Genomic DNA, 25,491 nt, shown 5'->3' with positions numbered 1-25,491 from the left:
AGAGACCCGACGCCAGGCCACGTCCGCCGGCCTTCTGCGCAAGTTGAGCAAAAAACGAGCAGTTTCAAGGGCTTGTGCACAAATGGCGGGGATCAGGTTGTGGATAACCTTGGGGTCGAACGCTACAAGCCACGAAAGCCGTGGCTTGTAGAGGTTTGTACGTTATTTGATCAGCGTTTACGCACGGTCAGCCAGGCATCCAGGCTGTACACCACCAACCCGGCCCAGATAAAGGCGAAGGCGACCAAGGTGCTCGGCGCCAGGTGTTCACCGAACAACAGCACGGCTTCGAGCAACACCAGCGTCGGCGCCACATACTGCAAAAAGCCCAGGGCGGTGTAGGGCAAATGCCGTGCAGCGGCGTTGAAGCACACCAGGGGAATCAGCGTCACCGGGCCTGCGGCCACCAGCCACCAGGCCTCTGAGGTGCTCCAGAACGCCAGTTGCGCGCTGTGGGCGGTCGGGTTGAACAACAACCAGGCGACGGCAACGGGTACCAGCATCCAGGTTTCCACCACCAGCCCTGGCAGCGCCTTGACCGGCGCCTGCTTGCGGATCAAACCGTAGAAGCCGAACGTCAGCGCCAGCGCCAGCGACACCCACGGCAGGCTACCGACTTGCCACACCTGCTGCGCCACACCTATCGCTGCCAACCCCACCGCTACCCATTGCAAACGGCGCAAGCGCTCGCCGAGGATCAGCATGCCCAGCAGTACATTCACCAGCGGGTTGATGTAGTAACCCAGGCTCGCTTCAAGCATGCGCCCGGTGTTCACCGACCACACATAGGTCAGCCAGTTAGCGGCGATCAACGAACCGCTGAGGGCCAGGATCGCCAGGCGCTTGGGGTTGTCGCGCAGTTCGCGAAACCAGCCGGGATGTTTCCACACCATCAGCAACAGCCCACCGAACAGGGCCGACCACAACACGCGGTGCACGATGATCTCGGCGGCGGGCACGCTGGCGATGGCTTTGAAGTAGAGCGGGAACAGACCCCAGATGACATAGGCGCTCAGGCCCAGGATGTACCCCTTGCGGGGGTTGGCGGCTTGCATTGCAGAATCCTTGCTCAGGCAGCTAACAAAGTGCAATTGTAAGGATATTTGTCAGACAACGCTCGTTCCCACGCTCTGCGTGGTAACGCCGCCTTGGACGCTCTGCGTCTGCTCTTAAATCGTGACGCGGAGCGTCACAGGATGCGCGCCCACGCAGAGCGTGGGGGCGAGCATGGACAGCCAGCTCCCACAGGAGGCAGGGCCAGGTCAGAAGAGCTTCAGCGGTTCTTCATTGAGCGCCGACAGTTGCTCGCGCAACGCCAGCACCTGGTCACCCCAATACCGTTCGCTGCCAAACCACGGAAAGCTATGGGGAAACGCCGGGTCGTCCCAGCGTCGTGCGAGCCAGGCACTGTAGTGCATCAAGCGCAGGGCGCGCAGCGGCTCGATCAGCGCCAGTTCGCGCGGGTCGAAGTCGTGGAATTCCTGATAGCCGTCCATCAGCTCCGAGAGCTGGCCGAGGCATTCCTGGCGGTCACCAGCCAGCATCATCCACAGGTCTTGCACCGCTGGGCCCATGCGGCAGTCATCCAGGTCGACGATATGGAACATCTCGTCGCGGCACATCATGTTGCCGGGGTGGCAGTCACCGTGCATACGGATGTTCTTGTGCGGCGTGGCCTTGTAAACCTCTTCCACACGCTTGAGCAAGTCGCGGGCCACGGACTCGTAGGCCGGCAACAGGCTTTTGGGAATGAAGTTGCCTTCAAGCAAGGTGGTGAGGGAGTCGTGACCGAAATTCTTCACCCCCAGGGCTTCGCGGTGTTCGAACGGGCGGGTGGAGCCCACCGCGTGCAAACGCCCCAGCAGTTGCCCGAGCCGGTAAAGCTGATCGAGGTTGCCCGGCTCCGGCGCGCGGCCGCCACGGCGGGGGAACAGGGTGAAGCGGAAACCTGCATGTTCGAACAGGCTCTCGCCGTTGTGGACCAAGGGGGCGACCACCGGTACATCGCACTCGGCCAGTTCGAAGGTGAAGCGGTGTTCTTCCAGGATCGCCTCGTTGGTCCAGCGCTGGGGGCGATAGAACTTGGCGATCAGCGGTTCGGCGTCTTCGATGCCCACTTGGTACACGCGGTTTTCGTAGCTGTTGAGCGCCAGAACCCGCGCGTCGCTGAGGAAACCGATGCTTTCGACGGCGTCGAGCACCAGGTCTGGGGTGAGTGTTTCAAACGGGTGGGCCATGCGAACTCCTGCGCGCAGCAGGGCGCCGCGTCCGGCCGGGTATGGTAACAGCATAGATAGCCGGTGGCTGTGCGGACGCCTTCGCAGGCAAGCCAGCTCCCACACTGGCATGTATTTACACATCGAAATGTGGGTGCTGGCTTGCCTGCGATAGCGGTCTATCAGGCGCCTACGATCCCGCCATCATCCCGCCGAATCGCCATCACCGAAGACCGGGGTTTGCCATTGGGCAGGTGTTCCGGCCAGGTCGAACCACCGGTTTCCCCTGGGTGCTGAATGCCCACGAACAAGGTTTTCTGGTCCGGCGAAAAGCTGATCCCCGTCACTTCACACGCCACCGGCCCCACCATGAAGCGACGGATTTCACCCGTGCTCGGGTCGGCGCACAGCATCTGGTTATTGCCCATGCCCGCAAAGTCGCCGGCGTTGCTGTAGTCGCCATCGGTCAGGATCCACAGGCGCCCGGCTTTGTCGAAGCCCAGGCCGTCGGGGCTGTTGAACATGTTTTGCGGGTTGATGTTGGACGAGCCGCCCTTGGGGTTACCGGCATGCACGCCGGGGTTGCCGGCCACCACGAACAGGTCCCAGGTGAAGTCCGTGGCACCGTGGTTATCGGCGTCGGCTTTCCAGCGCAGGATCTGGCCGTAGACGTTTTTCTCCCGTGGGTTGGGGCCGCCCGCCGGCTGGCCCTCTTCGCCGCGCTTGGCGTTGTTGGTCAGGGTGCAATAGACCTGGCCATCGGTAGGGCTGACCACGATCCATTCCGGGCGGTCCATGCGTGTGGCTTTCACCACGCTGGCGGCCAGGCGCGCATGAATCAGCACCTCGGCCTGGTTAGCGAAACCGCTGCTGGCGTCAATGCCGTTTTTGCCATGGGTGAGTTCGACCCACTGGCCTTTGCCCTTGGGATGGTCGGCGTTGCCGTCGCCCGCGTCGAAGATCGCCACGTACAAGGTGCCGTGGTCGAGCAGGTCTTTGTTGGCCTTCGGGTTGTTGTGGTTGATCTGATCGCGGCTGATGAACTTGTAGATGAATTCACCGCGTTCATCGTCGCCCATGTACACCACGGCGCGGCCGTCACGGGTTTCGGCGAGGGCCGCGTTCTCGTGCTTGAAGCGGCCCAAGGCCGTGCGTTTTACCGGGGTGGATTGCGGATCGAACGGGTCGATTTCCACCACCCAACCATGGCGATTGAGTTCGTTGGGGTTCTTGGCCATATCAAAGCGCGGGTCGTGCTGATGCCAGTTGATGTCCTTGCTGGCGGCCACCACGCCGTAGCGCTTCTGCCCTGCGTCGAAGGTTTGCTGCGGGTTGCTGCTGCCGAAGCAGTCGGTGAAGTTTTCTTCGCAGGTCAGGTAGGTGCCCCACGGCGTCTTGCCGTTGGCGCAGTTCTGGAACGTGCCGAGGACTTTTTTGCCGCTCTTGTCGGCGGTGGTTTTCAGCCAGTCATGGCCGGCGGCAGGGCCACTCAAACGGATCGGCGAATTGCCGTGGATGCGCCGGTTGTAGCGTGAATCCTGGACGAATTGCCAGGTGTCGCCCTTGCGGCGTACTTCGATCACCGACACGCCTTCGCTGGCCAGGGCCTTGCGCACGTCTTCGGCCGATTGTGGCGCGCCGCCGTGGGCGTAGAGGTAGCGATAGTTGGTGTATTCGTTGTTGATCGCCATCAGCGCGCGGTTGTCGTCACCGGGGAATGGAAACAGGCTCATGCCGTCGTTGTTGTCGCCGAACTGTTGTTCCTGAGCCTTGGCGGTGCCATGGCCGGACGGGTCGAAAGCCGGGGCGTTCTTGTGCAGGGGCTGGCCCCAACTGATCAACACCGAAGCACTGTAGCCCGGTGGCAGGGTGATGGTGTCGCTGGTGGCGGCGGCGATGCTGGTGAACCCCAGCAGCGGGCTGGCGGAAGCGGCATTCACGGCCAGGGCGCTGCGGCTCAGCAGGTTACCGCCGAGGAACATCGCAGCGCCGCACAGGGCGCCTGCGCCGATAAAGCGACGGCGGGTCAGGCCCACCATCTGTTCAAGGTCGGTGGCTTGGTTTTCTTCTAATAGGCTCATCACAGGCTCCTTAAGGTTTTTGCAAACACCTTAAGCAGCGCTTGTGACCGAATTGTTGCAGCTTGAAGACGCGCGCCCGTTACACCGGGGTGCCAAGCAATACATGGCTGGGTGCAAACTGCACGCGGATCGGCTGGCCTTGCGCTGCATCAATGGCCTTGAGCGCGACGGGCGGCGCCAGCGCGCACAACACTTGGCCGTTGGGCAGGGCAATACGCACCTCGCTGGGGCCGTCTTCGGCGGCGAGAATGGTCTCGATCCTGCCTTCCAGGCAATTGTGTCCAAGTGTTTCAGCTTGCCCGTCCACCAGTAATTCAAGCCACCCGGCCTTGATCAGGGCCACTACTTCCACGCCGGTCTGCAGTTCCAGGCGCAGGGTGCTGTCGTGGGTGATCTGTGCGTCGAGGTGCAGGCCGCCGGCCAATTGCAGGCGGATCATGTCGTTGTGGCCATGGCTCTCTATGGTGCTGACCTGGCCGTGCAATTGGTTGCGCGCGCTGGTGCGCAGCATCAAGCGGCCCAGCAGGTTGAAGTCGCTGGCCGCTTCGTCCGAGCCAAGGATCTCGGCCTGAAGCAGTTGCAGGCGCTGATAGAGGCGCAGGACCCGTTCGCCTTCCTGAGTCAGTTTGGCGCCGCCACCGCCCTTGCCACCGACGCTGCGTTGCACCAGCGGTTTTTGCGCCAGGTTGTTCAGCTCATCAATGGCGTCCCAGGCGGCCTTGTAACTCAACCCGGCACTCTTGGCCGCACGGGTGATGGAGCCCTGCTCGGCGATATGCCCCAGCAAGGCAATACGCTGGGGGCGGCGGATGATGTGTTGGCTGAGAGGGCTGGGCACAGACATGGCAGATACGCTTGGGTGAGATGCGCCGACGTTGCCGCGCTGGCGCAGGGGAGTCAAGTCAGCTGCCGGGTTTGGGCGTACGGGCCAGGCAATACACGTCCACCTGGCGTGCGCCGGCATTTATCAACAAGCGCGCAAGGCTGTGGGCGGTGGCGCCGGTGGTGAGGACGTCGTCTACCAGCGCCACATGTTGCCCGGCAACTCCGATGCCGGGGGCCAGTGCGAAGGCGTTGAGCAGGTTGCGTTTGCGGGTCTTGGCATCGAGGTCTTGCTGCGCCACGGTTTCATGGGGGCGCAACAGCGCATGCTCATCAAAGGGAATGTCGAAGGCGTGACTGAGCCAGCGGGCCAGCATCAACGCTTGATTAAAGCCGCGTTCGCGCAGGCGTTTACGCGCCATGGGCACGGGCAGCAGGCAGTCGGGGCGCTCCAGTTCGGCGTTATCGAAGCGATGCTGCAAGTGCTGCCCCAGCAGGCGCGCCAACAGATGCCCCAGCGGCCAACGCGCCTGATGCTTGAAGCGGCTGATCAGGGTGTCCACTGGAAAGCTATAGGTCCATGGCGCGATCACTTGGTGAAAGGCCGGAGGCTGTTTTTGGCACTGGCCGCAGATCAACCCATCCATGGGCAAGGGCAGTGCGCAGCGCTCGCATTGTTCCATCAGCCATGGCAATTCTGTTTCGCAGGCGTTGCACACGGCCTCGGCCGAGTCGGTGCACTCATCGCAAATCAAACAGGTCTGTATGCTTTTTAACCAGATGTAAACTTGGTGTTTGTGCTCAGGTTGACAGTGCATGAATCTTCCTTAAATATGCCGAGCATCCGTGTCGTGCCTGTGGGTATTGCCCTTCCCACAGCGCTTGCCAAAGCATAATCAAGGAATCGCCCATGAGCGCCAGCACCTCTGCCACCCTGCGTCACGATTGGTCTTTAGCTGAAGTCAAAGCCCTGTTCGTGCAGCCCTTCAACGACCTTTTGTTCCAGGCGCAGACCGTGCACCGCGCGCATTTCGACGCCAACCGCGTGCAGGTCTCGACCCTGCTGTCGATCAAGACCGGCGCCTGCCCGGAAGATTGCAAATATTGTCCGCAGTCGGGCCACTACAACACTGGCCTGGAAAAAGAGAAGTTGATGGAGGTGCAGAAGGTCCTCGAGGAGGCCGCTCGTGCCAAGGCCATCGGTTCGACGCGTTTCTGCATGGGTGCGGCATGGAAACATCCGTCGGCCAAAGACATGCCCTACGTGCTGGAAATGGTCAAAGGCGTGAAGGCCATGGGCCTGGAAACCTGCATGACCCTCGGACGCCTCGACCAGGACCAGACCGAAGCGCTGGCCCAGGCCGGCCTTGACTACTACAACCACAACCTCGACACCTCGCCGGAGTTCTACGGCTCGATCATCACCACCCGCACCTACAGCGAGCGCCTGCAAACCCTGGCCTATGTGCGTGATTCGGGGATGAAGATCTGCTCGGGCGGTATCCTCGGCATGGGCGAGTCCCTCGACGACCGTGCCAACTTGCTGATCCAACTGGCCAACCTGCCGGAGCATCCGGAGTCGGTGCCGATCAACATGCTGGTGAAGGTAGCGGGCACGCCGTTGGAAAACGCCGATGACATCGACCCCTTCGATTTCATCCGTATGCTGGCGGTGGCGCGCATCCTGATGCCGCAGTCCCATGTGCGCCTGTCGGCCGGCCGCGAAGCCATGAACGAGCAGATGCAGGCCCTGGCGTTTTTTGCCGGCGCCAACTCGATCTTCTACGGCGACAAACTGCTGACCACCGCTAACCCCCAGGCTGACAAGGACATGCAACTCTTCGCACGCCTGGGCATCCTGCCCGAAGCCCGTGAAGAGCATGCCGATGAAGTGCACCAGGCGGCGATCGAGCAGGCGTTGGTGGAGCAAAAGAGCAGCGAGCAGTTCTACAACGCTGTGGTGTAACCACCTTTGGAATGCATTCCAGCTCCTCCAGTGGATTGAGTTGAACCTGTTAAATCGAGGCCAGCATGTCTTTCGATCTCGCCGCGCGCCTCGCTGTTCGCCGTGCCGACCATCTTTACCGCCAGCGCCCCTTGCTGCAGAGCCCCCAAGGCCCGCATGTGGTGGTGGACGGGCAACCGTTGTTGGCCTTCTGCAATAACGATTACCTGGGCCTTGCCAATCACCCGCAAGTGATCGAAGCCTGGCGCGCCGGTGCGTCCCGCTGGGGCGTGGGCGGTGGCGCTTCGCATTTGGTGGTGGGCCACGCCACACCGCACCATGAGCTGGAAGAAGCTCTGGCTGACTTGACCGGTCGCCCGCGTGCCTTGCTGTTCACCACCGGCTACATGGCCAACCTCGGCGCGGTCACGGCGCTGGTGGGGCAGGGCGATACGGTATTGGAAGACCGGCTTAACCACGCGTCCTTGCTGGATGCTGGTTTGCTGTCCGGTGCGCGTTTCAACCGCTACCTGCATAACGACGCAGGCAGCCTGGCCAAGCGCCTGGAGAAAGCCACCGGCAATACCTTGGTGGTCACCGACGGTGTGTTCAGCATGGATGGCGACCTCGCCGACCTGCCCGCGCTGGCCCGTGAAACCCGGGCCAAAGGTGCCTGGCTGATGGTGGATGACGCCCATGGCTTCGGCCCGCTGGGCGCCAATGGCGGCGGTATCGTCGAGCATTTCGGCTTGAGCCAGGACGACGTGCCCGTGCTGGTTGGCACCTTGGGCAAAGCGTTCGGCACCGCCGGGGCCTTCGTGGCCGGCAGTGAGGACTTGATCGAGAGCCTGATCCAATTCGCCCGCCCGTATATCTACACCACCAGCCAACCACCGGCACTGGCCTGCGCCACCCTCAAAAGCCTGGAACTGCTGCGCAGCGAACATTGGCGACGCGAGCACCTCAACGCGTTGATCCGCCAGTTCCGTCATGGCGCCGAGCAGATCGGCCTGGGCTTGATGGACAGCTTTACGCCGATCCAACCGATCCTGATTGGCGACAGCGCCCGGGCACTGCGCCTGTCGCAGATGCTGCGCGAGCGTGGCCTGATGGTGACTGCCATTCGCCCACCGACCGTGCCCGCCGGCAGTGCCCGTCTACGGGTGACATTGACGGCGGCCCACAGCGAGGCGCAGGTGCAGCTATTGTTAGATGGGTTGCAAGCGTGTTTTCGCTTGTTAGACGCCTCGGAGCCCGGCCATGCGTAATCGACTGATATTGCTGCCGGGCTGGGGACTGGGTGTGTCCCCGCTGGAACCGTTGGCCGCTGCGCTGCACGGCCTGAACGAGCATTTGCAGGTACAGATCGAACCCTTGCCGGCGCTGCAAGCCAGCGAACTCGGTGAGTGGCTCGATGAACTCGATGCGACGCTGCCGGACAATGTCTGGCTCGGGGGCTGGTCGCTGGGCGGCATGCTCGCGTCCGAGTTGGCGGCGCGCCGTGGCGAGCGGTGCTGCGGCTTGCTGACCCTGGCGAGCAACCCGTGTTTCGTCGCCCATGACGGCTGGCCCCATGGGATGCCTGCTGAAACCTTCGATGCATTTCTGGCCGGCTGCCACGCCGACTCCCAGGTCACGCTCAAGCGTTTTGGCCTGTTGTGCGCCAAGGGTGCCGAAGACCCGCGCGGCTTGTCGCGGTTGTTGGTCAGCGGTGCGCCGAATACCTCCCCCAGCGTCTTGATGCCCGGCCTGGAGCTGCTGGCCCAACTGGATACGCGGGCGGCCTTGCAGGCTTTTCGCGGGCCGCAGTTGCACCTGTTTGCCGGCCTGGACGGGTTGGTGCCTGCCGAAGCCGCCAGTGATCTGCTGGCCTTGCTCCCCGATGTAGAAATCGGCCTGATTGAACAGGCCGGTCACGCGTTTCTTCTGGAAGACCCTCACGGAGTAGCCGGGGCTATCCAGGCTTTTTTGCATGAGTGTGTCGATGACTGACCTATCCCACCCGCCCTTGCCTGGGGGCTTGCCGGACAAGCGCCAGGTCGCAGCCTCGTTCTCCCGTGCGGCGGCCAGTTACGACAGCGTGGCCGAGTTGCAGCGTGCGGTCGGGCATGAACTGCTCAGCCGCTTGCCGCACGGCCTGGTGCCCCGGCGTTGGCTGGACATGGGCTGTGGCACGGGTTACTTCAGCCGCGTATTGGGCAAGCGTTTGCCCGGCAGCCAAGGTGTGGCGTTGGATATTGCCGAGGGCATGCTCAACCACGCGCGTCCGCTGGGTGGCGCTGCGCACTTTATAGCCGGCGATGCAGAACGCTTGCCGCTTGCAGCTGACAGCTTCGAGCTGTTCTTCTCCAGCCTCGCGGTGCAGTGGTGTGCCCATTTTGATGCGGTACTCAGTGAAGCCACGCGTGTGCTGCGACCAGGTGGCGTGCTGGCCTTTGCCAGCCTGTGCGTAGGCACCCTGGATGAGTTGCGCGAGAGTTGGCGGGCGGCGGACGGCCTGGTCCACGTCAATCGCTTCCGCACCTTCGAGGCTTATCAGCAACTGTGTGCGGCCAGTGGTTTGCGCGTGATCAGCCTGGAGCGAAAGCCCCACGTATTGCATTACCCGGATGTGCGCAGCCTGACCCATGAACTCAAGGCACTGGGCGCCCATAACCTCAACCCAGGCCGCCCGGGAGGGTTGACAGGCCGTGCGCGGATTGTCGCGCTGGTAGAGGCCTACGAGCAGTTCCGCCAGGCCCAGGGCCTGCCCGCCACGTACCAGGTGGTGTATGCCGTACTGGAGAAACCGTTATGAGCGCCGCTTACTTCATCACCGGTACAGACACCGATGTTGGCAAGACCACCATCGCCGCCGGCCTGTTGCATGCGGCCAGGCTTTGCGGCAAAAGCACGGCCGCCGGAAAGCCGGTGGCGTCGGGCTGCCAACTGACGGCCCAGGGCCTGCGCAATGCCGATGCGTTGGCGTTGCTGGCCGAGTGTTCCGTGCCGCTCAGTTATGCCGAGGTCAACCCGGTGGCCTTCGAGCCAGCGATCGCGCCGCATCTGGCGGCGCGCGAGGCGGGCGTCGGGCTCACGGTGCAATCGCTGCTCAAACCGATGCAGCAGATCTTGGCACGGGGCGCGGACTTCACCTTGATCGAAGGGGCAGGCGGTTGGCGCGTGCCCTTGGCCGACCAGGCCAACCTGTCGGACCTGGCCATGGCGCTCAAGCTGCCGGTGATCCTGGTGGTAGGCGTGCGCCTTGGGTGCATCAGCCACGCGTTGCTCACCGCCGAAGCCATCGCACGGGATGGCTTGCCGCTGGCGGGCTGGGTGGCAAATATCATCGACCCCAAGACCTCTCGTCTGGAAGAAAACCTCGCCACCCTGGCTGAGCGCCTGCCCGCGCCTTGCCTGGGGCGAGTGCCTAAACTCAAGCACGCCGGGGCTGCCGCTGTGGCGGAGTACTTGGAACTGGACCTGCTTGACTGATTTTGGCTATCACTAAGGCAATATGCCATTAGTGTTTTTGACGGGCCTTTTGCCAGGATGTCTGGTTCAATCGGGCTTCACGATTCTCTAAAGGCAGGCTTACGCCATGGACATCTCTGGAAGCAGCGCGTTTTATTCGGGCCTGAGCACTATTCAGACCGGGCAGAACCGCGTCGACCAGGCGGCCGGCAAGATTGCCAGCGCCGGAACCACCCAGCCATCGGCCGCGCAAAGCGACCGTCTGCAAGCCAATGACCGCGCCCAAGCGTCCAACTCGGCGAGCAACATGGTGGAAATGGCCCAGGGCAAGTTTCAAGTCGAGCTGGGGGCGAAAGTCGCCAAGGCTTCGGACGAAATGCTCGGTACCTTGATCGATACCTACGCTTAACTTCTCTATCGCTTGCCCGCTCCTCTCTGTGGGAGCTGGCTTGCCTGCGATAGCATCAACGCGTACTGCCTGATACACCCTGGCGTCTGCATCGCAGGCAAGCCAGCTCCCACAGTCGTTCCGCGACATTCTGCTTTCTTTAAATCATGAGGCATCCCGCCGCAGGCCTTGTCGTGCCTGGCTGACCTGCGTCAAGACAAACGGCATCTGGCCGACGCTTGACAACCCTGGGTGGTAAACGTATGTTTCAAACACCTGTTTGACCGCCATAACAAATCCACGCGGTTGTTCATCCCAGTTACATCAGCAGAGGTTTATCGCTATGCCTGACTACAAGGCCCCCTTGCGTGATATTCGCTTCGTTCGTGACGAACTGCTCGGTTATGAAGCGCACTATCAGAGCCTGCCGGCTTGCCAGGACGCTACCCCGGACATGGTCGACGCCATCCTCGAAGAAGGCGCCAAGTTCTGTGAGCAAGTACTGGCACCGTTGAACCGCGTGGGCGACATCGAAGGGTGTACCTGGAGTGAGTCAGGCGTTAAGACCCCTGCGGGTTTCAAAGAGGCCTACAAACAATTCGTCGAAGGCGGCTGGCCAAGCCTGGCCCACGACGTGGAGCACGGTGGCCAAGGCCTGCCGGAATCCCTGGGCCTGGCTGTGAGTGAAATGGTCGGCGAAGCCAACTGGTCGTGGGGCATGTACCCTGGCCTGTCCCATGGCGCGATGAATACCATTTCCGAGCACGGCACTCCCGAGCAGCAAGACGCTTACCTGACCAAGCTGGTGTCGGGCGAATGGACCGGCACCATGTGCCTGACCGAGCCACACTGCGGCACCGACCTGGGCATGCTGCGCACCAAGGCCGAGCCTCAGGCTGACGGTTCCTACAAAGTCTCCGGTACCAAGATCTTCATCTCGGCCGGTGAACACGACATGGCCGACAACATCGTCCACATCGTACTGGCCCGCCTGCCGGATGCACCGGCTGGCACCAAAGGCATCTCGCTGTTTATCGTGCCCAAGTTCCTGCCCAACGCCGATGGCTCGGTGGGCGAGCGCAACGCGGTCACCTGTGGCTCCCTGGAACACAAGATGGGCATCCACGGCAACGCCACCTGCGTGATGAACTTCGACGCGGCCACCGGTTTCCTGATCGGCCCGGCGAACAAAGGCCTGAACTGCATGTTCACCTTTATGAACACCGCTCGGCTGGGCACCGCGCTGCAAGGCCTGGCTCACGCCGAGATCGGCTTCCAGGGCGGCTTGAAATATGCGCGTGATCGCCTGCAAATGCGCTCCCTGACCGGCCCGAAAGCGCCAGATAAAGCTGCTGACCCGATCATCGTGCACCCTGACGTACGCCGCATGCTGCTGACCATGAAAGCCTTCGCCGAAGGTAACCGTGCGATGGTGTACTTCACTGCCAAGCAAGTGGACATCGTCAAGTACGGTACCGACGACGAAGCCAAGAAACAGGCAGATGCCCTGCTGGCCTTCATGACCCCGATCGCCAAGGCATTCATGACCGAAGTCGGTTTTGAATCGGCCAACCATGGCGTGCAGATCTACGGTGGCCACGGCTTTATCGCTGAGTGGGGCATGGAGCAGAACGTTCGCGACAGCCGCATTTCGATGCTGTACGAGGGCACCACCGGTATCCAGGCGCTGGACTTGCTCGGCCGTAAAGTGCTGATGACCCAAGGCGAAGCGCTCAAGGGTTTCACCAAGATCGTGCACAAGTTCTGCCAGGCCAACGAAGGCAACGAAGCGGTTAACGAGTTCGTGGCACCGCTGGCGGCACTGAATAAAGAGTGGGGCGAGTTGACCATGAAGGTCGGCATGGCCGCGATGAAAGACCGTGAAGAAGTCGGTGCTGCTTCGGTGGACTACCTGATGTACTCCGGCTACGCGTGCCTGGCGTACTTCTGGGCCGACATGGCACGCCTGGCCGCCGAGAAACTGGCCGCTGGCACCAGCGAAGAGGCGTTCTACACCGCCAAGTTGCAGACTGCGCGCTTCTACTTCCAGCGCATCCTGCCGCGTACCCGCACCCACGTGGCAACCATGCTGTCGGGCGCCAACAACCTGATGGACATGAAAGAAGAAGACTTCGGCCTGGCTTACTAAGCCTTACCGGGTTCTTCTGAAAACCGCCGCCTCCTTCGGGACGCGGCGGTTTTTTTGTACGTGTGTAGGCGCGAGTCTAAAAAACCACAGCAATGCACTCAGGGATTGCGATGAGCTGCCGTTACAGTGATGGCAATGTGATACATGCCCGGTCGGTTGTGCTTAACTGACCGCCTAGAAGCACAGTGCCATTATTTGTTTGCGGGTCGGAGTTTTACCCTTGTCACGCGTGTCCGCTGTACGTTTCAGCCATTTCCTACCGTCGCTGCTGCTGTTGCTGGCCGGGCTCTCGGCTGCGTACGTCAAGGACCTCAGCGTCTTCTTCACCTCGCTGTTCAACGTACTGCCCACCCTGGTTCTGCTGCTCGGTGGCGCTTACTGCGCGGTGTATCGACGCCAACGTGAACTGTTCCTGATGGTCACGGTGTACGTCGCCTATTTCCTGCTGGACACCCAGACCGACTTCTACCGCGACAATGGCCGCGTGCGTGAAGACGCTGCGGTGGTGTTCCACCTGTGTTGCCTGCTGTTGCCCTTGCTGTTCAGCATTTATGCGCTGTGGCAGGAAAAAACCCATCTGTTTCGTGACTTCGTCGCCCGCTGCGCGGTGCTGCTGGCGGTGGGCAGTGTGGCGCTGGCCCTGGAACAAAGCTTCCCCCAGGCCTTGCTGGGCTGGCTAGCGGAGATTCGCTGGCCGCTGCTGCATGGCGCCTGGATGAGCCTGATCCAACTCTCGTACCCAATGTTCCTGATCGGCTTTCTCACCCTGGCCGCTCAATACTGGTACCAGCCGCGCCCGCTGCACGCCGCACAACTGGTGGGGCTGCTGGGCATGTTCTGGATGTTGCCGCAAACTTTCATCCTGCCGTTCACCCTCAACATCATGTGCAGCCAAGTGATGCTGATGATCGCTGCGGGCGTGGCGCACGAGGCGTATCAAATGGCGTTCCGTGATGAACTCACCGGCTTGCCGGGGCGCCGTGCCCTCAACGAGCGCATGCAGCGGCTAGGTCGCAACTATGTGCTGGCGATGAGCGACGTCGATCACTTCAAGCGTTTCAATGACACCCACGGCCACGACGTGGGCGACCAGGTGCTGCGCCTGGTGGCGAGCAAGTTGTCCAAGGTCAATGGAGGCGGGCGGGCCTACCGTTACGGCGGTGAAGAGTTTGCCGTGGTGTTTGCCGGCAAGACCCTGGATGAGTGCATGCCGCACCTGGAGGAGATCCGCGAGATCATCGCCAGCTACGACATCAAGTTGCGCAACCCGGACCGCCCCCAGGACGATCATCAAGGCCGCCAGCGCCGTGCGGGCAGCGGCGCGTCCAGCGTGTCGGTGACGGTAAGCATCGGCGTGGCCGAGCGCCAGGCCGAGCAACGCAGCCCCGACGAGGTGCTCAAATCCGCCGACCAGGCGCTTTACACCGCCAAGGGCGCGGGGCGTAACTGTGTGGTCGCAGCCGGGCAAACCCGCCGTGGCGCGGTGCGCATGGAGAGTGCTGCCGGTTGAGTAATGGCGCTGTATTCAGCAGCGCTACAGTGATTGTCCACGGCCATGGCCGGCAGTAGGTTAACCCTATCTGCTGCCGGAGACATTGCCATGCCTGAGTACAAAGCTCCCCTGCGCGACATGCGCTTTCTGATCGACAACGTATTCGATTTCCACGGCCACTACGCGGCCCTGGGCGCCACGGATGCCAGCCCGGACATGGTCAGTGCGATCCTCGAAGAAGGCGCCAGGTTCTGCGAAAACGTACTCGCGCCGCTCAATCGCAGCGGCGATGAAGAGGGCTGCCATTTCGATAATGGCGTGGTGACCACGCCCAAAGGCTTCAAGCAAGCCTTTGCCCAGTATGTGGAAGGCGGCTGGCACGGCGTGGCGGCAGACCCAGCCTACGGCGGCCAGGGCCTGCCCCATTCCCTGGGCCTGGTGCTGAGCGAGATGATCGGTTCCAGCAACACCTCCTGGGGCATGTACCCTGGCCTGACCCACGGTGCGATGTCCGCCATCCACGCCCACGGCACCGACGAACAGAAAGCCACTTACCTGAGCAAACTCACCGCCGGCGAATGGACCGGTACCATGTGCCTGACCGAAGCCCACTGCGGCACCGACCTGGGCTTGATCAAGACCCGCGCCGTACCGCAGGCAGACGGCAGTTACGCGGTCACCGGCAGCAAGATCTTCATCTCGGCCGGCGAGCACGACATGAGCGCCAATATCATCCACCTGGTGCTGGCCAAACTGCCGGATGCGCCGGCGGGCACCAAGGGCATTTCGTTGTTTATCGTGCCCAAGTTCCATGCCGACTCCGGCGAGCGCAATGCGGTGCACTGCGGCTCCATCGAACACAAGATGGGCATCAAGGCCTCGGCCACCTGCGTGTTGAATTTCGATGGCGCCAAAGGCTATTTGATTGGCGAGGCGAACAAGGGCCTCAACTGCATGTTCACCATGATGAACCACGCACGCCTGGGCACCGGCATGCAGGGCCTGTGCAACGGCGAGGCGAGCTTCCAGGGCGCGATCAAATATGCCAACGACCGCCTGCAAATGCGTTCGCTCACCGGCGCCAAGGCTCCGGAGAAAGCTGCCGACCCGATCATCGTACACGCCGATGTACGCCGCATGCTGCTGACCATGAAAGCCTTCAACGAGGGCAACCGCGCGTTGACCTATTTCACCGCGCAACTGCTCGATACCGCGCACCTGGGCCGCGACGCTGGCCAACGCCAGGAAGCCGAGGACCTGTTAGCCTTCCTCACGCCGATCTGTAAAGCCTTCATGACCGAAACCGGCCTGGAGGTGACCAACCACGGCATGCAGGTATTCGGTGGCCATGGCTATATTCGAGAGTGGGGCATGGAGCAACTGGCCCGTGACGCACGGATTGCGCCGATCTATGAAGGCACCAACGGCATCCAGGCCCTCGACCTGCTTGGGCGCAAGGTCCTGGGCAGCCAGGGCAAGTTGCTGCGTGGGTTTACCAAGATTGTGCATAAGTTCTGCGCGGTCAATGCCGAGCATGCGCAACTCAAGGCCCATGTGGCGCAACTCAATGAACTGAACCAGCAATGGGGCGAACTGACCCTGAAGGTCGGCACGGCAGCGATGAAAAACCCTGACGAAGTGGGCGCGGCGGCGATGGATTACCTGATGTACAGCGGTTACATCATCCTTGCCTACCTGTGGCTGCGCATGGCGATCGCGGCGCACGCGCAGGATGACGAAGGGTTTGCCCAGGCGAAGCTTGCGACCTGCGACTTTTATTTCAAGCGCTTGTTGCCGCGTACGTCCATGCACCGTGCTGCGGTGGAGGCGGGGAGCGAATGCCTGATGAGCTTACCGGCGCAGGCCTTTGCACTTTAGAGGTCACTGATTGCTCGGGGTCAAAATGTGGGAGCGAGCAAGCCCGTTCCCACAATGGTTTGTATGTGACTTATAAATACTTAATGGTCACGAATGGACCCTATGTGTCTGAAAAGTTGTTCGGGTACACTCGGGGTCTGTAAAACCGATCCTATCGAATTACTTTTCACGTTCTCACGAGGTTTGCCATGGCTGATTACAAAGCGCCGTTGCGTGATATGCGCTTCGTCCTCAACGAAGTGTTTGAGGTCGCTGATACTTGGGCCCAGTTACCGGCATTGGCAGACAGCGTTGACGCCGAAACCGTCGAGGCGATTTTGGAAGAGGCGGGCAAGGTCACCGCCAAATCCATTGCCCCGCTCAGCCGCGGCGGCGATGAGCAAGGCTGCCACTGGGCGGACGGCGCCGTGACGACTCCCGACGGTTTCCCCCAGGCCTACAGCACCTACGCCGAAGGCGGCTGGGTCGGTGTGGGCGGCGACCCGACCTACGGCGGCATGGGTATGCCCAAGGCCGTGTCGGCGCAGGTTGAAGAGATGATCAACTCGTCGAGCCTGGCTTTCGGCCTGTACCCGATGTTGACCTCCGGCGCCTGTGTATCGATCAACACCCACGCCAGTGAAGAACTCAAGGCCACCTACCTGCCGAAGATGTATTCCGGTGAGTGGGCCGGTTCCATGTGCCTGACGGAAGCCCATGCCGGTACCGACCTGGGGATGATCCGCACCAAGGCCGAGCCTCAGGCGGACGGCTCCTACAAGGTCAGCGGCACCAAGATCTTCATCACCGGTGGCGAGCACGACCTCACCGAAAATATCATCCACCTGGTGCTGGCCAAACTGCCGGACGCACCGGCCGGGCCCAAGGGCATCTCGCTGTTTCTGGTGCCGAAGTTCCTGGTAAATGCCGATGGCAGCCTGGGCGCGCGTAACCCGGTAAATTGCGGCTCCATTGAACACAAGATGGGCATCCAGGCCTCCGCTACCTGTGTGATGAACTTCGACGAAGCCGTGGGTTACCTGGTCGGTGAGCCCAACCGTGGCTTGGCGGCGATGTTCACCATGATGAACTATGAGCGCCTGGGTGTTGGCATTCAGGGCTTGGCGTCGGGTGAGCGGTCCTATCAGAACGCGATTGAATATGCCCGCGACCGTCTGCAGAGCCGTTCCCCGCTGGGCGCGCAGGCCAAGGACAAGCCGGCAGACCCGATCATCGTGCATCCGGATGTCCGCCGCATGTTGCTGACCATGAAGGCGGCGAACGAAGGCGGCCGGGCGTTCTCCACCTACGTGGCGACGCAGTTGGACATCGCCAAGTTCAGCGACGATGCCCAGGCGCGCGAGCGTGCCGATAACCTGGTGGCGTTGCTGACGCCGGTGGCCAAGGCGTTCCTCACCGACCTGGGCCTGGAAACCACCGTACTTGGCCAGCAGGTGTTTGGTGGCCACGGTTACATCCGCGAGTGGGGCCAGGAGCAATTGGTGCGTGACGTGCGCATCACTCAGATCTACGAAGGCACCAACGGCATTCAGGCCCTGGATCTGATGGGCCGCAAGATCGTTGGCAGCGGCGGTGCGTTCTATACCTTGTTCGCTGATGAGATCCGCCAGTTCATCGCCGCATCGGGCCCTGAGTTGGCCGAATTCACCAAACCGCTAAGTGCGGCAGTGGATAACCTGGATGAGTTGACGGCCTGGGTGCTGGACCGCGCCAAGAGCAATGCCAATGAAATCGGTGCGGCCTCGGTGGAATACCTGCATGCGTTCGGCTACATGGCCTATGCCTATATGTGGGCGCGCATGGCCAAGGCGGCGTTGGGCAAAGAAGGCGAAGAGGATTTCTACGCCAGCAAACTGGGAACTGCGCGTTTCTACTTTGCCCGACTGTTGCCGCGTATCCACTCGTTGAGTGCATCGGTAAAAGCCGGCAGCGAATCACTGTTCCTGATGGATGAAGCCCTGTTTTAAGGGCGAGGAGGGCGTGTAAGCATTCTCTTACATGACGTGCTGCTAATCGTCCTCTATCGCCACATTGGATCCACGGCTAATCTACTTCACATGGACGTCGCGCAGGAAGCGCAAAGCAACAACACGGACACGTAGGATTCTGCCAGGACGGCGGAGTGAAATGGATGTCAGGGAAACAGTCTGCAAAGCCCCGCTTCGGCGGGGTTTTCTTTTGCCCGCGAAAAAGTCAGGCGGTTGTCGACGGGGCATTCATCACGTCTTCCAGCAGGGTGCGCAGCAACGCCACCGTCGCCTGCTGGCGTTGCACATCGCGGCATACCAATCCTACTTTCAGCGGTACCCTGGGCTCGCTCAAGGGTTTCCACAGCAGCGCCTTGCTGTTGTGTTCATCCTGGGACCGCCCAGGCAGCACGGTCGCCAAACGGGTGTGAGGCAGGCTGTCGAGAATGCCCACCATGGTATTGAGTTCCGCCTGCACTTGCGGACGCCGCCCGAGGTTGGACAGTTGGCCTTGCCAGATCTGCCGAACCTGAAACTCTTCCCCCAGCAGCAACATCGGTAATTCGGCGGCTTGTTTGAGCGAGACTTTCTTGAACTCGCGCAACGGATGATCTTCGGGTATCACCACCTTCAGCTCGTCTTCATACAGCAACACGCCGTGCAGGCCCGGCTGACGGGGTGGCAGGTAGCTGATGCCGATATCGAGTGAGCCATTGAGCAACCGCCGCTCAATCTCAAGCCCGGTCAGCTCGTAGATCTGCACCACCAGATGGGGCTGGGCCTTGCGCACGCGCTCAAGCATCTGCGGTACCAGGCTGGTGTGCACGGTTTGCAGCACGCCGATGGCCAGGGTGCGCATGGCCTGGCCCTTGAAGTTGCGCAGTGCCTCCACGGCTTGCTGCATCCCATCAATGAGCGGCAACGCGTGGTTGTATAAAGTGTGCGCCGCCAGCGTTGGCAGCAGACGCTTGCTGCTACGTTCGAACAGACTTACATCAAGGTTCTGTTCCAGTTGGCGAATCTGTTGCGACAACGCTGGCTGGGAGATCGACAGACGCTCCGCGGCACGGCCTACATGGCCTTCCTCATACACCGCGACGAAATAACGCAGCTGCTTGAAATCCATAAGGTTTGCTTATCGAAAAAGCTGGAAAATCGAAATGGCCGCTGGCCCCCGAGGCGCCTAGTCTAGCGCCTATTCGCAGGGCTTACAGGGCCGGATCGGACAATGAACAGCGTTTTTGTTGATAGCGTTTACATAGGCAACGCAAAAAATCTGAAGGCCTTATTGGCAGGCGGCATCGACCAAGGTCAGGTTGCCAACGGAGGTGAAGTGTGAACTTGTTCCGTCGCTTCGCGCCGAGTCTGGATGACCTGCTTGTGCATGCCCCGCGTGCAGAGGTTTCCAGCCAGTGCCTGATGCCCACTGTGGCGCGCCCGCCCCAGGTGTTTGTGCAGGGGCAGGGCTCCTGGCTTTCGGACGCTGACGACCGCGCCTATCTGGATTTCAGTCAAGGCGGCGGCGCCAACAGCCTGGGCCACAGTCCTCAGGCCGTGCGCGACGCCATTGCCGAACAGATGCATACCGTGATCAACCCTGGCCTGGGTTTGCACAACCGCGCGCAACTGGACCTCGTCGACCGTCTGTGCCACCACACCGGCAGTGATCAGGCCTACTTGCTCAACACGGGTGCCGAAGCCTGTGAAGCGGCCATCAAGTTGGCACGCAAGTGGGGCCAGCTGCATCGTGGCGGCGCTTACCACATCCTCACGGTAAGCAATGGCTGCCACGGCCGGAGCCTTGGGGCGATGTCGGCGTCGGCCATGGCCTGCGAAAACCGGTTCGAACCGCAGCTGCCAGGTTTCAGCCAGGTGCCGTTTAACGATCTGCCGGCCCTGCATGCAGCGGTCGATGCGCAGACCGTCGCCATCATGCTGGAGCCGATACAAAGCGGCGGCGGTGTCGTCCCTGCGACAGAACATTACCTCAAAGGCGTCGAACGCCTGTGTCGTGAGCTCGGGATCCTGCTGATCTTCGACGAAGTGCAAACCGGTATCGGCCGCTGCGGCAGCCTGCTCGCCGAACAGCAATACGGCGTGCGCGCCGACATCATTGCCCTGGGCAAAGGCCTGGGCGGCGGTGTGCCCTTGGCGGCGCTGGTGGCGCGTGGTAATGCCTGTTGCTTCGAACCGGGCGAGCTGGACGGTACACATCACGGCAATGCACTGATGGCATCTGCGGGTATCGCCGTACTCGACGCTCTATTGGAGAACGGCTTTCTCGAGCACCTACGTGAATCTGGCTTGTACCTGGCAGAAGGCCTTGCCCGGCTGGCCTACCGTTACGACCATGGGCCCTTGCGCGGCAACGGGCTGCTTTGGGGCCTGACACTGTCGGACGATTGCGCCGCAGCAGTGGTCAAGGCCGCGCTGCACGAAGGCCTGATTCTCACTGCCTCACAACCTGACTGCCTGCGCTTTACCCCTGCGCTGAACATCAGCAAAACCCACATCGACGAAATGCTGCTGCGGCTTGCCCGCGCCTTTTCTCGGGTGCGCACCGCTCAAGTGCAATGCCGCAAGGGCATCGCCGTTTGACCCCAGTTTCCTGAACCGTCTCGCGGCATACGCGGCGCCTCCAGCCTGATTCTTTTGGCTGGGGGCGTTTTTTTTGTCTGGGTAATTTCTGGTGTGAAAACGTTGATTGAGCCTCCCTGGGAACAGTGGTTTCTTAGCGGACGTCGGCAAGGACCGCCGATGGGGCACAGTGTGCTCGACTTTTAATCTATACCACTGGGTGGTATGTTTTTGGGAAGGGACCTCCATGAAGCTCAGGTTGTTTAAAACACGGCGATTTGCCGAGGCGGCCAACAAAGCCTGGATCTGCGATTCGGAGTTGAGGGAGGCGTTTGGCGAAATACTGAGGGGGCAGGCAGATAATCTGGGCGGTGGTGTCTGGAAAAAACGCCTCAATCAAAATCGACATCGTTCAATCATATTGGCCAAGGGTAGGCACTATTGGGTTTATCAGTTGCTGTTCGCGAAGAAGGATCAAGGCAACATTACGCAGAGCGAACTTGTTTGGTTTCGATCACTGGCCAAAACTTATGAAAGGTTAAACGAAGCACAGATTCAGCAAATGCTGGATCTCAAGGAGTTTGTGGAGATACATCATGACCAAGAAGTATAAAAGCGAGGCGTTTGAGTCCATTCACCAGTCAGCCAAGGCACTTCATGCTGTCGGCGCCATCAGCAAAACCACTCTGCGAGAATATGATGAGGCGTGCTTATCCATGCCAGACCAAATCCCTGCCGAACAGATCAAGCAACTACGTGAAAGCAGCCATGTCAGCCAACCTGTGTTCGCCCGCTACCTGAACACCAGCGCGTCTACCGTCAAAAAATGGGAGTCGGGAGAGAAGCGGCCCAGTGGCATGGCGCTCAAGTTATTGAGTATCGTGCAAAAACATGGCCTGCAGATTCTGGCCTGAGATGGCCCAATGCCAGAATCCACTGAACCCTCACGAACCGCCAAGGTCGATTAGCTACACGGCTCACACGAGCCGATTTTCTGGAGCTGACCCATGGACATCATTCGTATCATCATCGCCATTCTGCTGCCGCCATTGGGTGTGTTCCTACAAGTAGGTTTCGGCGGTGCCTTCTGGCTGAATATCCTGCTGACCCTGTGCGGTTACTTCCCGGGCATCATCCACGCGGTGTACATCATCGCCAAGCGTTGAGGCGCTCAGCCTTTTGCAATGAGCCTTGAGTTGCGCTCATTGCGAAAGGCCAGTTGCTCGATGGTCTGGGTGGCCTGTTCGGCTTCTTCCCGCGCCTGAAGGATGATGCCGTGCTGCTCGGATTTGCTGCATACCGGGTCGGCGTTGCTGGCGTCACCGGTGAGCATGAAGGCCTGGCAACGGCAGCCGCCGAAATCCTTTTCTTTTTCGTCGCATGATCGGCACGGCTCGGGCATCCAGTCGTAGCCACGAAAGCGATTGAAGCCAAACGAGTCGTACCAGATGTGCTGCATGCTGTGGTCGCGCACATTGGGAAACTGCACGGGCATTTGCCTTGCGCCGTGACAAGGCAGGGCGGTGCCGTCGGGTGTGACTGTCAGGAAGATGCTGCCCCAGCCGTTCATGCACGCTTTGGGGCGCTCCTCGTAATAATCCGGTGTCACGAAGATCAGCTTGCACGGGTGGCCTTCGGCTTCCAGTTTGGCGCGGTACTCATTGGTGATGCGTTCGGCGCGCACCAATTGCTCGCGGGTGGGCAGCAAACCCACGCGATTGAGCTGTGCCCAGCCGTAGAACTGGCAAGTGGCGAGCTCGACGAAATCAGCTTCCAGCGCAATGCACAGCTCGATGATGCGGTCGATCTTGTCGATATTGTGCCGATGGGTGACGAAGTTCAGCACCATCGGGTAGCCGTGGGCTTTCACGGCTCGGGCCATTTCCAGTTTTTGCGCGAAGGCTTTTTTGGAGCCGGCCAGCAGGTTGTTCACCTGTTCGTCACTGGCCTGGAAGCTGATCTGGATATGGTCCAGACCGGCTTTCTTGAAGTCGCTGATTTTTTGTTCGGTGAGGCCGATGCCAGAGGTGATCAGGTTGGTGTAGAAACCCAGCTTGCGAGCCTCGCCGATCAGTTCGGCCAAGTCCTGGCGCACCAGCGGCTCACCGCCGGAAAACCCCAGCTGCGCAGCACCCATTTCACGGGCTTCGCGAAATACCTTGATCCATTGTTCGGTGCTCAACTCCTTGCCCTGCTCGGCGAAATCCAGCGGGTTGGAGCAATACGGGCACTGCAACGGGCAGCGATAGGTCAGCTCGGCCAGCAGCCACAGCGGTAGGCCGATGGCGGGTTTTTCAGGCAAGGGTGATCCAGTGCTCAGCACGGGCGACCTCCATGAATTGCTCGATGTCGTCACCCAGCTCCGGTACGCCGGGGAACTGCTTGTCCAGCTCGGCAATGATGGCCGCCACGTCGCGCTCGCCGTCGATCAGGCCGCCGATCAATGCGGCGCTGTCGTTGAGCTTGATCATGCCTTCGGGGTAGAGCAACACGTGGCCTTTCTGTGCAGGCTCGTACTGGTAGCGATAGCCCTGGCGCCAGGTCGGTTTTTTGCTGCGATCAAAGCTCATAGGGTAATCCCTTTATGCCATACCCGCTGTTCGGTCACGCTGTGATACGGCGGGCGTTTGAGTTCGTAGGCCATGCTCATGGCGTCCAGCATGCTCCAGAGGATGTCCAGTTTGAACTGGAGAATGTCCAGCATGCGCTCCTGCCCCTCGCGGGTGGTGTAGTGCTGCAGGGTGATCGCCAAGCCGTGTTCCACATCGCGCCGGGCCTGGCCCAGGCGGGTGCGGAAGTACTCGTAACCGGCCGGGTCGATCCACGGGTAGTGCTGCGGCCAACTGTCGAGGCGCGACTGGTGGATTTGCGGCGCGAACAGCTCGGTCAGCGAGCTGCTGGCGGCTTCCTGCCAGCTGGCGCGGCGGGCGAAGTTGACATAGGCGTCCACGGCGAAGCGTACGCCGGGCAGCACCAACTCTTGGGAACGCAGTTGGTCGGGGTCCAGGCCCACAGCCTGGCCCAGGCGCAGCCAGGCTTCGATACCGCCGTCTTCACCGGGCGCGCCGTCGTGGTCGAGCAGGCGCTGGATCCATTCGCGACGGATTTCACGGTCTGGGCAGTTGGCCAGGATCGCCGCGTCTTTCAGCGGGATATTCACTTGATAGTAGAAGCGATTGGCGACCCAGCCCTGGATCTGCTCACGGCTGGCGCGGCCTTCGTACATCGCCACATGGTAGGGGTGATGGATATGGTAGAAGGCGCCCTTGGCGCGCAGGGCGGCTTCGAACTCAGCCTTGCTCAACGGTGTGTCGGTCATTTCGATCGCTCCTACAATTCAATGCTCATGCCGTCGTAAGCCACTTCGACATTGCGCCGCACCAGCTCCGCTCGCTCGGGGGAGTCTTCATCGAGGATCGGGTTGGTGTTGTTGATGTGGATAAGCACTTTGCGCTGTTTGGGCAGTTGCTCGAGCACTTCAAGCATGCCGCCGGGGCCGTTCTGTGCCAGGTGGCCCATCTCACGCCCGGTGCGGGTGCCGACGCCACGGCGTTGCATTTCATCGTCGTCCCACATCGTGCCGTCCACCAGCAGGCAGTCACTGCCGGCCATGATGTCCAGCAGCGGTGCGTCGACCTTGCCCAGGCCCGGGGCGTAGAACAATTTGCCGCCGGTGCGCAGGTCTTCGACGATCAGGCCAATGTTGTCACCGGGGTGCGGGTCGAAACGGTGCGGCGAATAGGGCGGTGCGGCGCTGCGCAACGGCAGCGGGGTGAAGCGCAGGTTGGGGCAGGCCGGGATGGTGAAGCTGGCGTCCAACTCGATGCGGTTCCAGGCCAGGCCACCGTTCCAGTGGGTCAGCATGGTGAACAACGGGAAACCGGTGCTCAGGTCTTCGTGGACCATGTCGGTGCACCACACCTGGTGCGGGCAGCCTTCGCGCAGGCTCAGCAGGCCAGTGGTGTGGTCGATCTGGCTGTCCATCAGGATGATTGCGCTGATGCCGGTATCGCGCAGGGCGCGGCCCGGTTGCATGGGCGCAAAGCCCTGGAGTTGCGCGCGGATATCCGGCGAGGCATTGCAGAGCACCCAATTCACGCCATCGTCGGAGATCGCGATGGACGACTGGGTACGCGCGTGGGCCCGCAGGCTGCCATCGCGAAAACCTGCGCAGTTCACGCAGTTGCAGTTCCACTGAGGGAAGCCACCGCCGGCGGCGGAACCTAGAATCTGGACAAACATGATCGCTCCATCAAGCACAGCTCAAAACAAAAACGCCCCGGGCGAACCGAGGCGTTGTATCACTCAGCCAATCAACGGCTGGCGAAGTACATGGTGACTTCGAAACCAATACGCAGATCAGTGTAAGCAGGTTTGGACCAGGTCATATTCTTACTCCTATCAAGGGATGGGACGTTCACTACCAAGTAATACATATAGTCCACCTCCTGTTGGAGATGTTCAGATATTGCTGCGCAATGTTACGCAATTTTATTCAAGTTAGCGCTGTCTCGGTGGAGAAA

The 25,491-nt window shown here is 61.1% G+C and carries 25 protein-coding genes; 14 read left to right on the top strand and 11 right to left on the bottom strand.

Annotation, left to right across the window (positions count from 1 at the left end; all coding sequences use genetic code 11):
- Positions 1-170: 170 nt before the first annotated feature.
- The 5 genes from rarD to AB4P90_RS27000 all read right to left on the bottom strand — a co-directional run bounded on the left by rarD (position 171) and on the right by AB4P90_RS27000 (position 5,937).
- A complete protein-coding gene (gene rarD / locus AB4P90_RS27020) occupies positions 171-1,055 on the bottom strand; it encodes an EamA family transporter RarD (protein WP_166405718.1) in 885 nt (294 codons plus the stop codon).
- A 207-nt stretch (positions 1,056-1,262) separates the two neighbouring features.
- Positions 1,263-2,237 carry a serine/threonine protein kinase gene (locus AB4P90_RS27015; RefSeq protein ID WP_003194811.1) on the bottom strand — a complete coding sequence of 325 codons (975 nt, stop codon included), beginning with the start codon at positions 2,235-2,237 and terminating at the stop codon, positions 1,263-1,265.
- Positions 2,238-2,398: 161 nt separating this feature from the next.
- Positions 2,399-4,297, bottom strand: a complete 1,899-nt coding sequence (locus AB4P90_RS27010; RefSeq protein WP_166405717.1) for a PhoX family phosphatase — start codon at positions 4,295-4,297, stop codon at positions 2,399-2,401.
- Between the two features lie 79 nt (positions 4,298-4,376).
- Entirely contained in the window at positions 4,377-5,141 is a 765-nt protein-coding gene (locus AB4P90_RS27005; RefSeq protein ID WP_069868804.1) for a TOBE domain-containing protein, read from the bottom strand.
- Positions 5,142-5,199: 58 nt separating this feature from the next.
- Positions 5,200-5,937 carry a ComF family protein gene (locus tag AB4P90_RS27000; protein WP_073451751.1) on the bottom strand — a complete coding sequence of 246 codons (738 nt, stop codon included), beginning with the start codon at positions 5,935-5,937 and terminating at the stop codon, positions 5,200-5,202.
- Between the two features lie 92 nt (positions 5,938-6,029).
- Here AB4P90_RS27000 and bioB point away from each other — a divergent pair, with 92 nt between their 5' ends.
- From bioB to AB4P90_RS26950, 10 genes are all read left to right on the top strand, one after another.
- Positions 6,030-7,085 (top strand): biotin synthase BioB, encoded by a 1,056-nt coding sequence (gene bioB, locus AB4P90_RS26995; RefSeq protein ID WP_014720209.1) that lies wholly within the window; start codon positions 6,030-6,032, stop codon positions 7,083-7,085.
- Positions 7,086-7,150: 65 nt separating this feature from the next.
- Positions 7,151-8,332, top strand: coding sequence for an 8-amino-7-oxononanoate synthase (gene bioF, locus AB4P90_RS26990; protein ID WP_014720208.1), 1,182 nt, complete (start codon positions 7,151-7,153; stop codon positions 8,330-8,332).
- Entirely contained in the window at positions 8,325-9,056 is a 732-nt protein-coding gene (locus AB4P90_RS26985; protein WP_137271058.1) for an alpha/beta fold hydrolase, read from the top strand. Before bioF ends, AB4P90_RS26985 begins: the two co-directional genes overlap by 8 nt.
- Positions 9,049-9,861 (top strand): malonyl-ACP O-methyltransferase BioC, encoded by an 813-nt coding sequence (gene bioC / locus AB4P90_RS26980; RefSeq protein ID WP_137271057.1) that lies wholly within the window; start codon positions 9,049-9,051, stop codon positions 9,859-9,861. The genes AB4P90_RS26985 and bioC overlap by 8 nt, the downstream gene beginning before the upstream one ends.
- Positions 9,858-10,538, top strand: a complete 681-nt coding sequence (gene bioD / locus AB4P90_RS26975; protein ID WP_014720205.1) for a dethiobiotin synthase — start codon at positions 9,858-9,860, stop codon at positions 10,536-10,538. Before bioC ends, bioD begins: the two co-directional genes overlap by 4 nt.
- A gap of 106 nt (positions 10,539-10,644) precedes the next feature.
- Positions 10,645-10,926, top strand: coding sequence for a hypothetical protein (locus AB4P90_RS26970; protein ID WP_003194792.1), 282 nt, complete (start codon positions 10,645-10,647; stop codon positions 10,924-10,926).
- A 322-nt stretch (positions 10,927-11,248) separates the two neighbouring features.
- Positions 11,249-13,054 carry a phenylacyl-CoA dehydrogenase gene (locus AB4P90_RS26965; protein ID WP_003194790.1) on the top strand — a complete coding sequence of 602 codons (1,806 nt, stop codon included), beginning with the start codon at positions 11,249-11,251 and terminating at the stop codon, positions 13,052-13,054.
- Between the two features lie 220 nt (positions 13,055-13,274).
- Positions 13,275-14,564 (top strand): diguanylate cyclase, encoded by a 1,290-nt coding sequence (locus AB4P90_RS26960; RefSeq protein ID WP_019817409.1) that lies wholly within the window; start codon positions 13,275-13,277, stop codon positions 14,562-14,564.
- A gap of 90 nt (positions 14,565-14,654) precedes the next feature.
- Positions 14,655-16,424, top strand: a complete 1,770-nt coding sequence (locus AB4P90_RS26955) for an acyl-CoA dehydrogenase C-terminal domain-containing protein (RefSeq protein ID WP_395605498.1) — start codon at positions 14,655-14,657, stop codon at positions 16,422-16,424.
- A gap of 188 nt (positions 16,425-16,612) precedes the next feature.
- A complete protein-coding gene (locus AB4P90_RS26950; RefSeq protein ID WP_069868798.1) occupies positions 16,613-18,391 on the top strand; it encodes an acyl-CoA dehydrogenase C-terminal domain-containing protein in 1,779 nt (592 codons plus the stop codon).
- Between the two features lie 226 nt (positions 18,392-18,617).
- On the opposite strand, the gene AB4P90_RS26945 is transcribed toward AB4P90_RS26950, so the two are convergent.
- Positions 18,618-19,517 carry a LysR family transcriptional regulator gene (locus AB4P90_RS26945; protein ID WP_014720200.1) on the bottom strand — a complete coding sequence of 300 codons (900 nt, stop codon included), beginning with the start codon at positions 19,515-19,517 and terminating at the stop codon, positions 18,618-18,620.
- A 209-nt stretch (positions 19,518-19,726) separates the two neighbouring features.
- Between AB4P90_RS26945 and AB4P90_RS26940 the strand changes: the two genes are divergently transcribed.
- From AB4P90_RS26940 to AB4P90_RS26925, 4 genes are all read left to right on the top strand, one after another.
- Entirely contained in the window at positions 19,727-20,989 is a 1,263-nt protein-coding gene (locus tag AB4P90_RS26940) for an aspartate aminotransferase family protein (RefSeq protein ID WP_014720199.1), read from the top strand.
- 226 nt (positions 20,990-21,215) lie between these two features.
- Positions 21,216-21,581: a type II toxin-antitoxin system RelE/ParE family toxin gene (locus AB4P90_RS26935; RefSeq protein WP_073451740.1), complete on the top strand. Its 366-nt coding sequence runs from the start codon at positions 21,216-21,218 to the stop codon at positions 21,579-21,581.
- Entirely contained in the window at positions 21,565-21,882 is a 318-nt protein-coding gene (locus AB4P90_RS26930) for a DNA-binding transcriptional regulator (RefSeq protein WP_014720197.1), read from the top strand. Before AB4P90_RS26935 ends, AB4P90_RS26930 begins: the two co-directional genes overlap by 17 nt.
- Positions 21,883-21,975: 93 nt before the next feature.
- Positions 21,976-22,134, top strand: coding sequence for a YqaE/Pmp3 family membrane protein (locus AB4P90_RS26925; protein ID WP_003194776.1), 159 nt, complete (start codon positions 21,976-21,978; stop codon positions 22,132-22,134).
- Positions 22,135-22,139: 5 nt separating this feature from the next.
- Here the strand turns inward: AB4P90_RS26925 and pqqE are convergent, their stop codons facing one another.
- The 5 genes from pqqE to pqqA all read right to left on the bottom strand — a co-directional run bounded on the left by pqqE (position 22,140) and on the right by pqqA (position 25,356).
- Positions 22,140-23,270, bottom strand: a complete 1,131-nt coding sequence (pqqE, locus tag AB4P90_RS26920) for a pyrroloquinoline quinone biosynthesis protein PqqE (protein ID WP_019817403.1) — start codon at positions 23,268-23,270, stop codon at positions 22,140-22,142.
- Positions 23,263-23,538, bottom strand: coding sequence for a pyrroloquinoline quinone biosynthesis peptide chaperone PqqD (pqqD, locus tag AB4P90_RS26915; RefSeq protein WP_003194772.1), 276 nt, complete (start codon positions 23,536-23,538; stop codon positions 23,263-23,265). Before pqqD ends, pqqE begins: the two co-directional genes overlap by 8 nt.
- Positions 23,535-24,287, bottom strand: a complete 753-nt coding sequence (gene pqqC / locus AB4P90_RS26910; RefSeq protein ID WP_019817401.1) for a pyrroloquinoline-quinone synthase PqqC — start codon at positions 24,285-24,287, stop codon at positions 23,535-23,537. The genes pqqD and pqqC overlap by 4 nt, the downstream gene beginning before the upstream one ends.
- Before the next feature lie 11 nt (positions 24,288-24,298).
- The gene (gene pqqB / locus AB4P90_RS26905; RefSeq protein ID WP_014720194.1) at positions 24,299-25,210 is read right to left on the bottom strand and encodes a pyrroloquinoline quinone biosynthesis protein PqqB; all 912 of its coding nucleotides are present in this window, start codon (positions 25,208-25,210) and stop codon (positions 24,299-24,301) included.
- A 71-nt stretch (positions 25,211-25,281) separates the two neighbouring features.
- Entirely contained in the window at positions 25,282-25,356 is a 75-nt protein-coding gene (gene pqqA, locus AB4P90_RS26900) for a pyrroloquinoline quinone precursor peptide PqqA (RefSeq protein WP_003194766.1), read from the bottom strand.
- Positions 25,357-25,491: the final 135 nt, after the last annotated feature.

This window comes from Pseudomonas sp. B16120 (genome assembly GCF_044218845.1).
In the GTDB taxonomy this organism is placed as follows: domain Bacteria; phylum Pseudomonadota; class Gammaproteobacteria; order Pseudomonadales; family Pseudomonadaceae; genus Aquipseudomonas; species Aquipseudomonas paracarnis.
The sequence above is the reverse complement of the archived record's forward strand: the minus strand, read 5'-3'. Positions and strand labels throughout refer to the sequence as shown.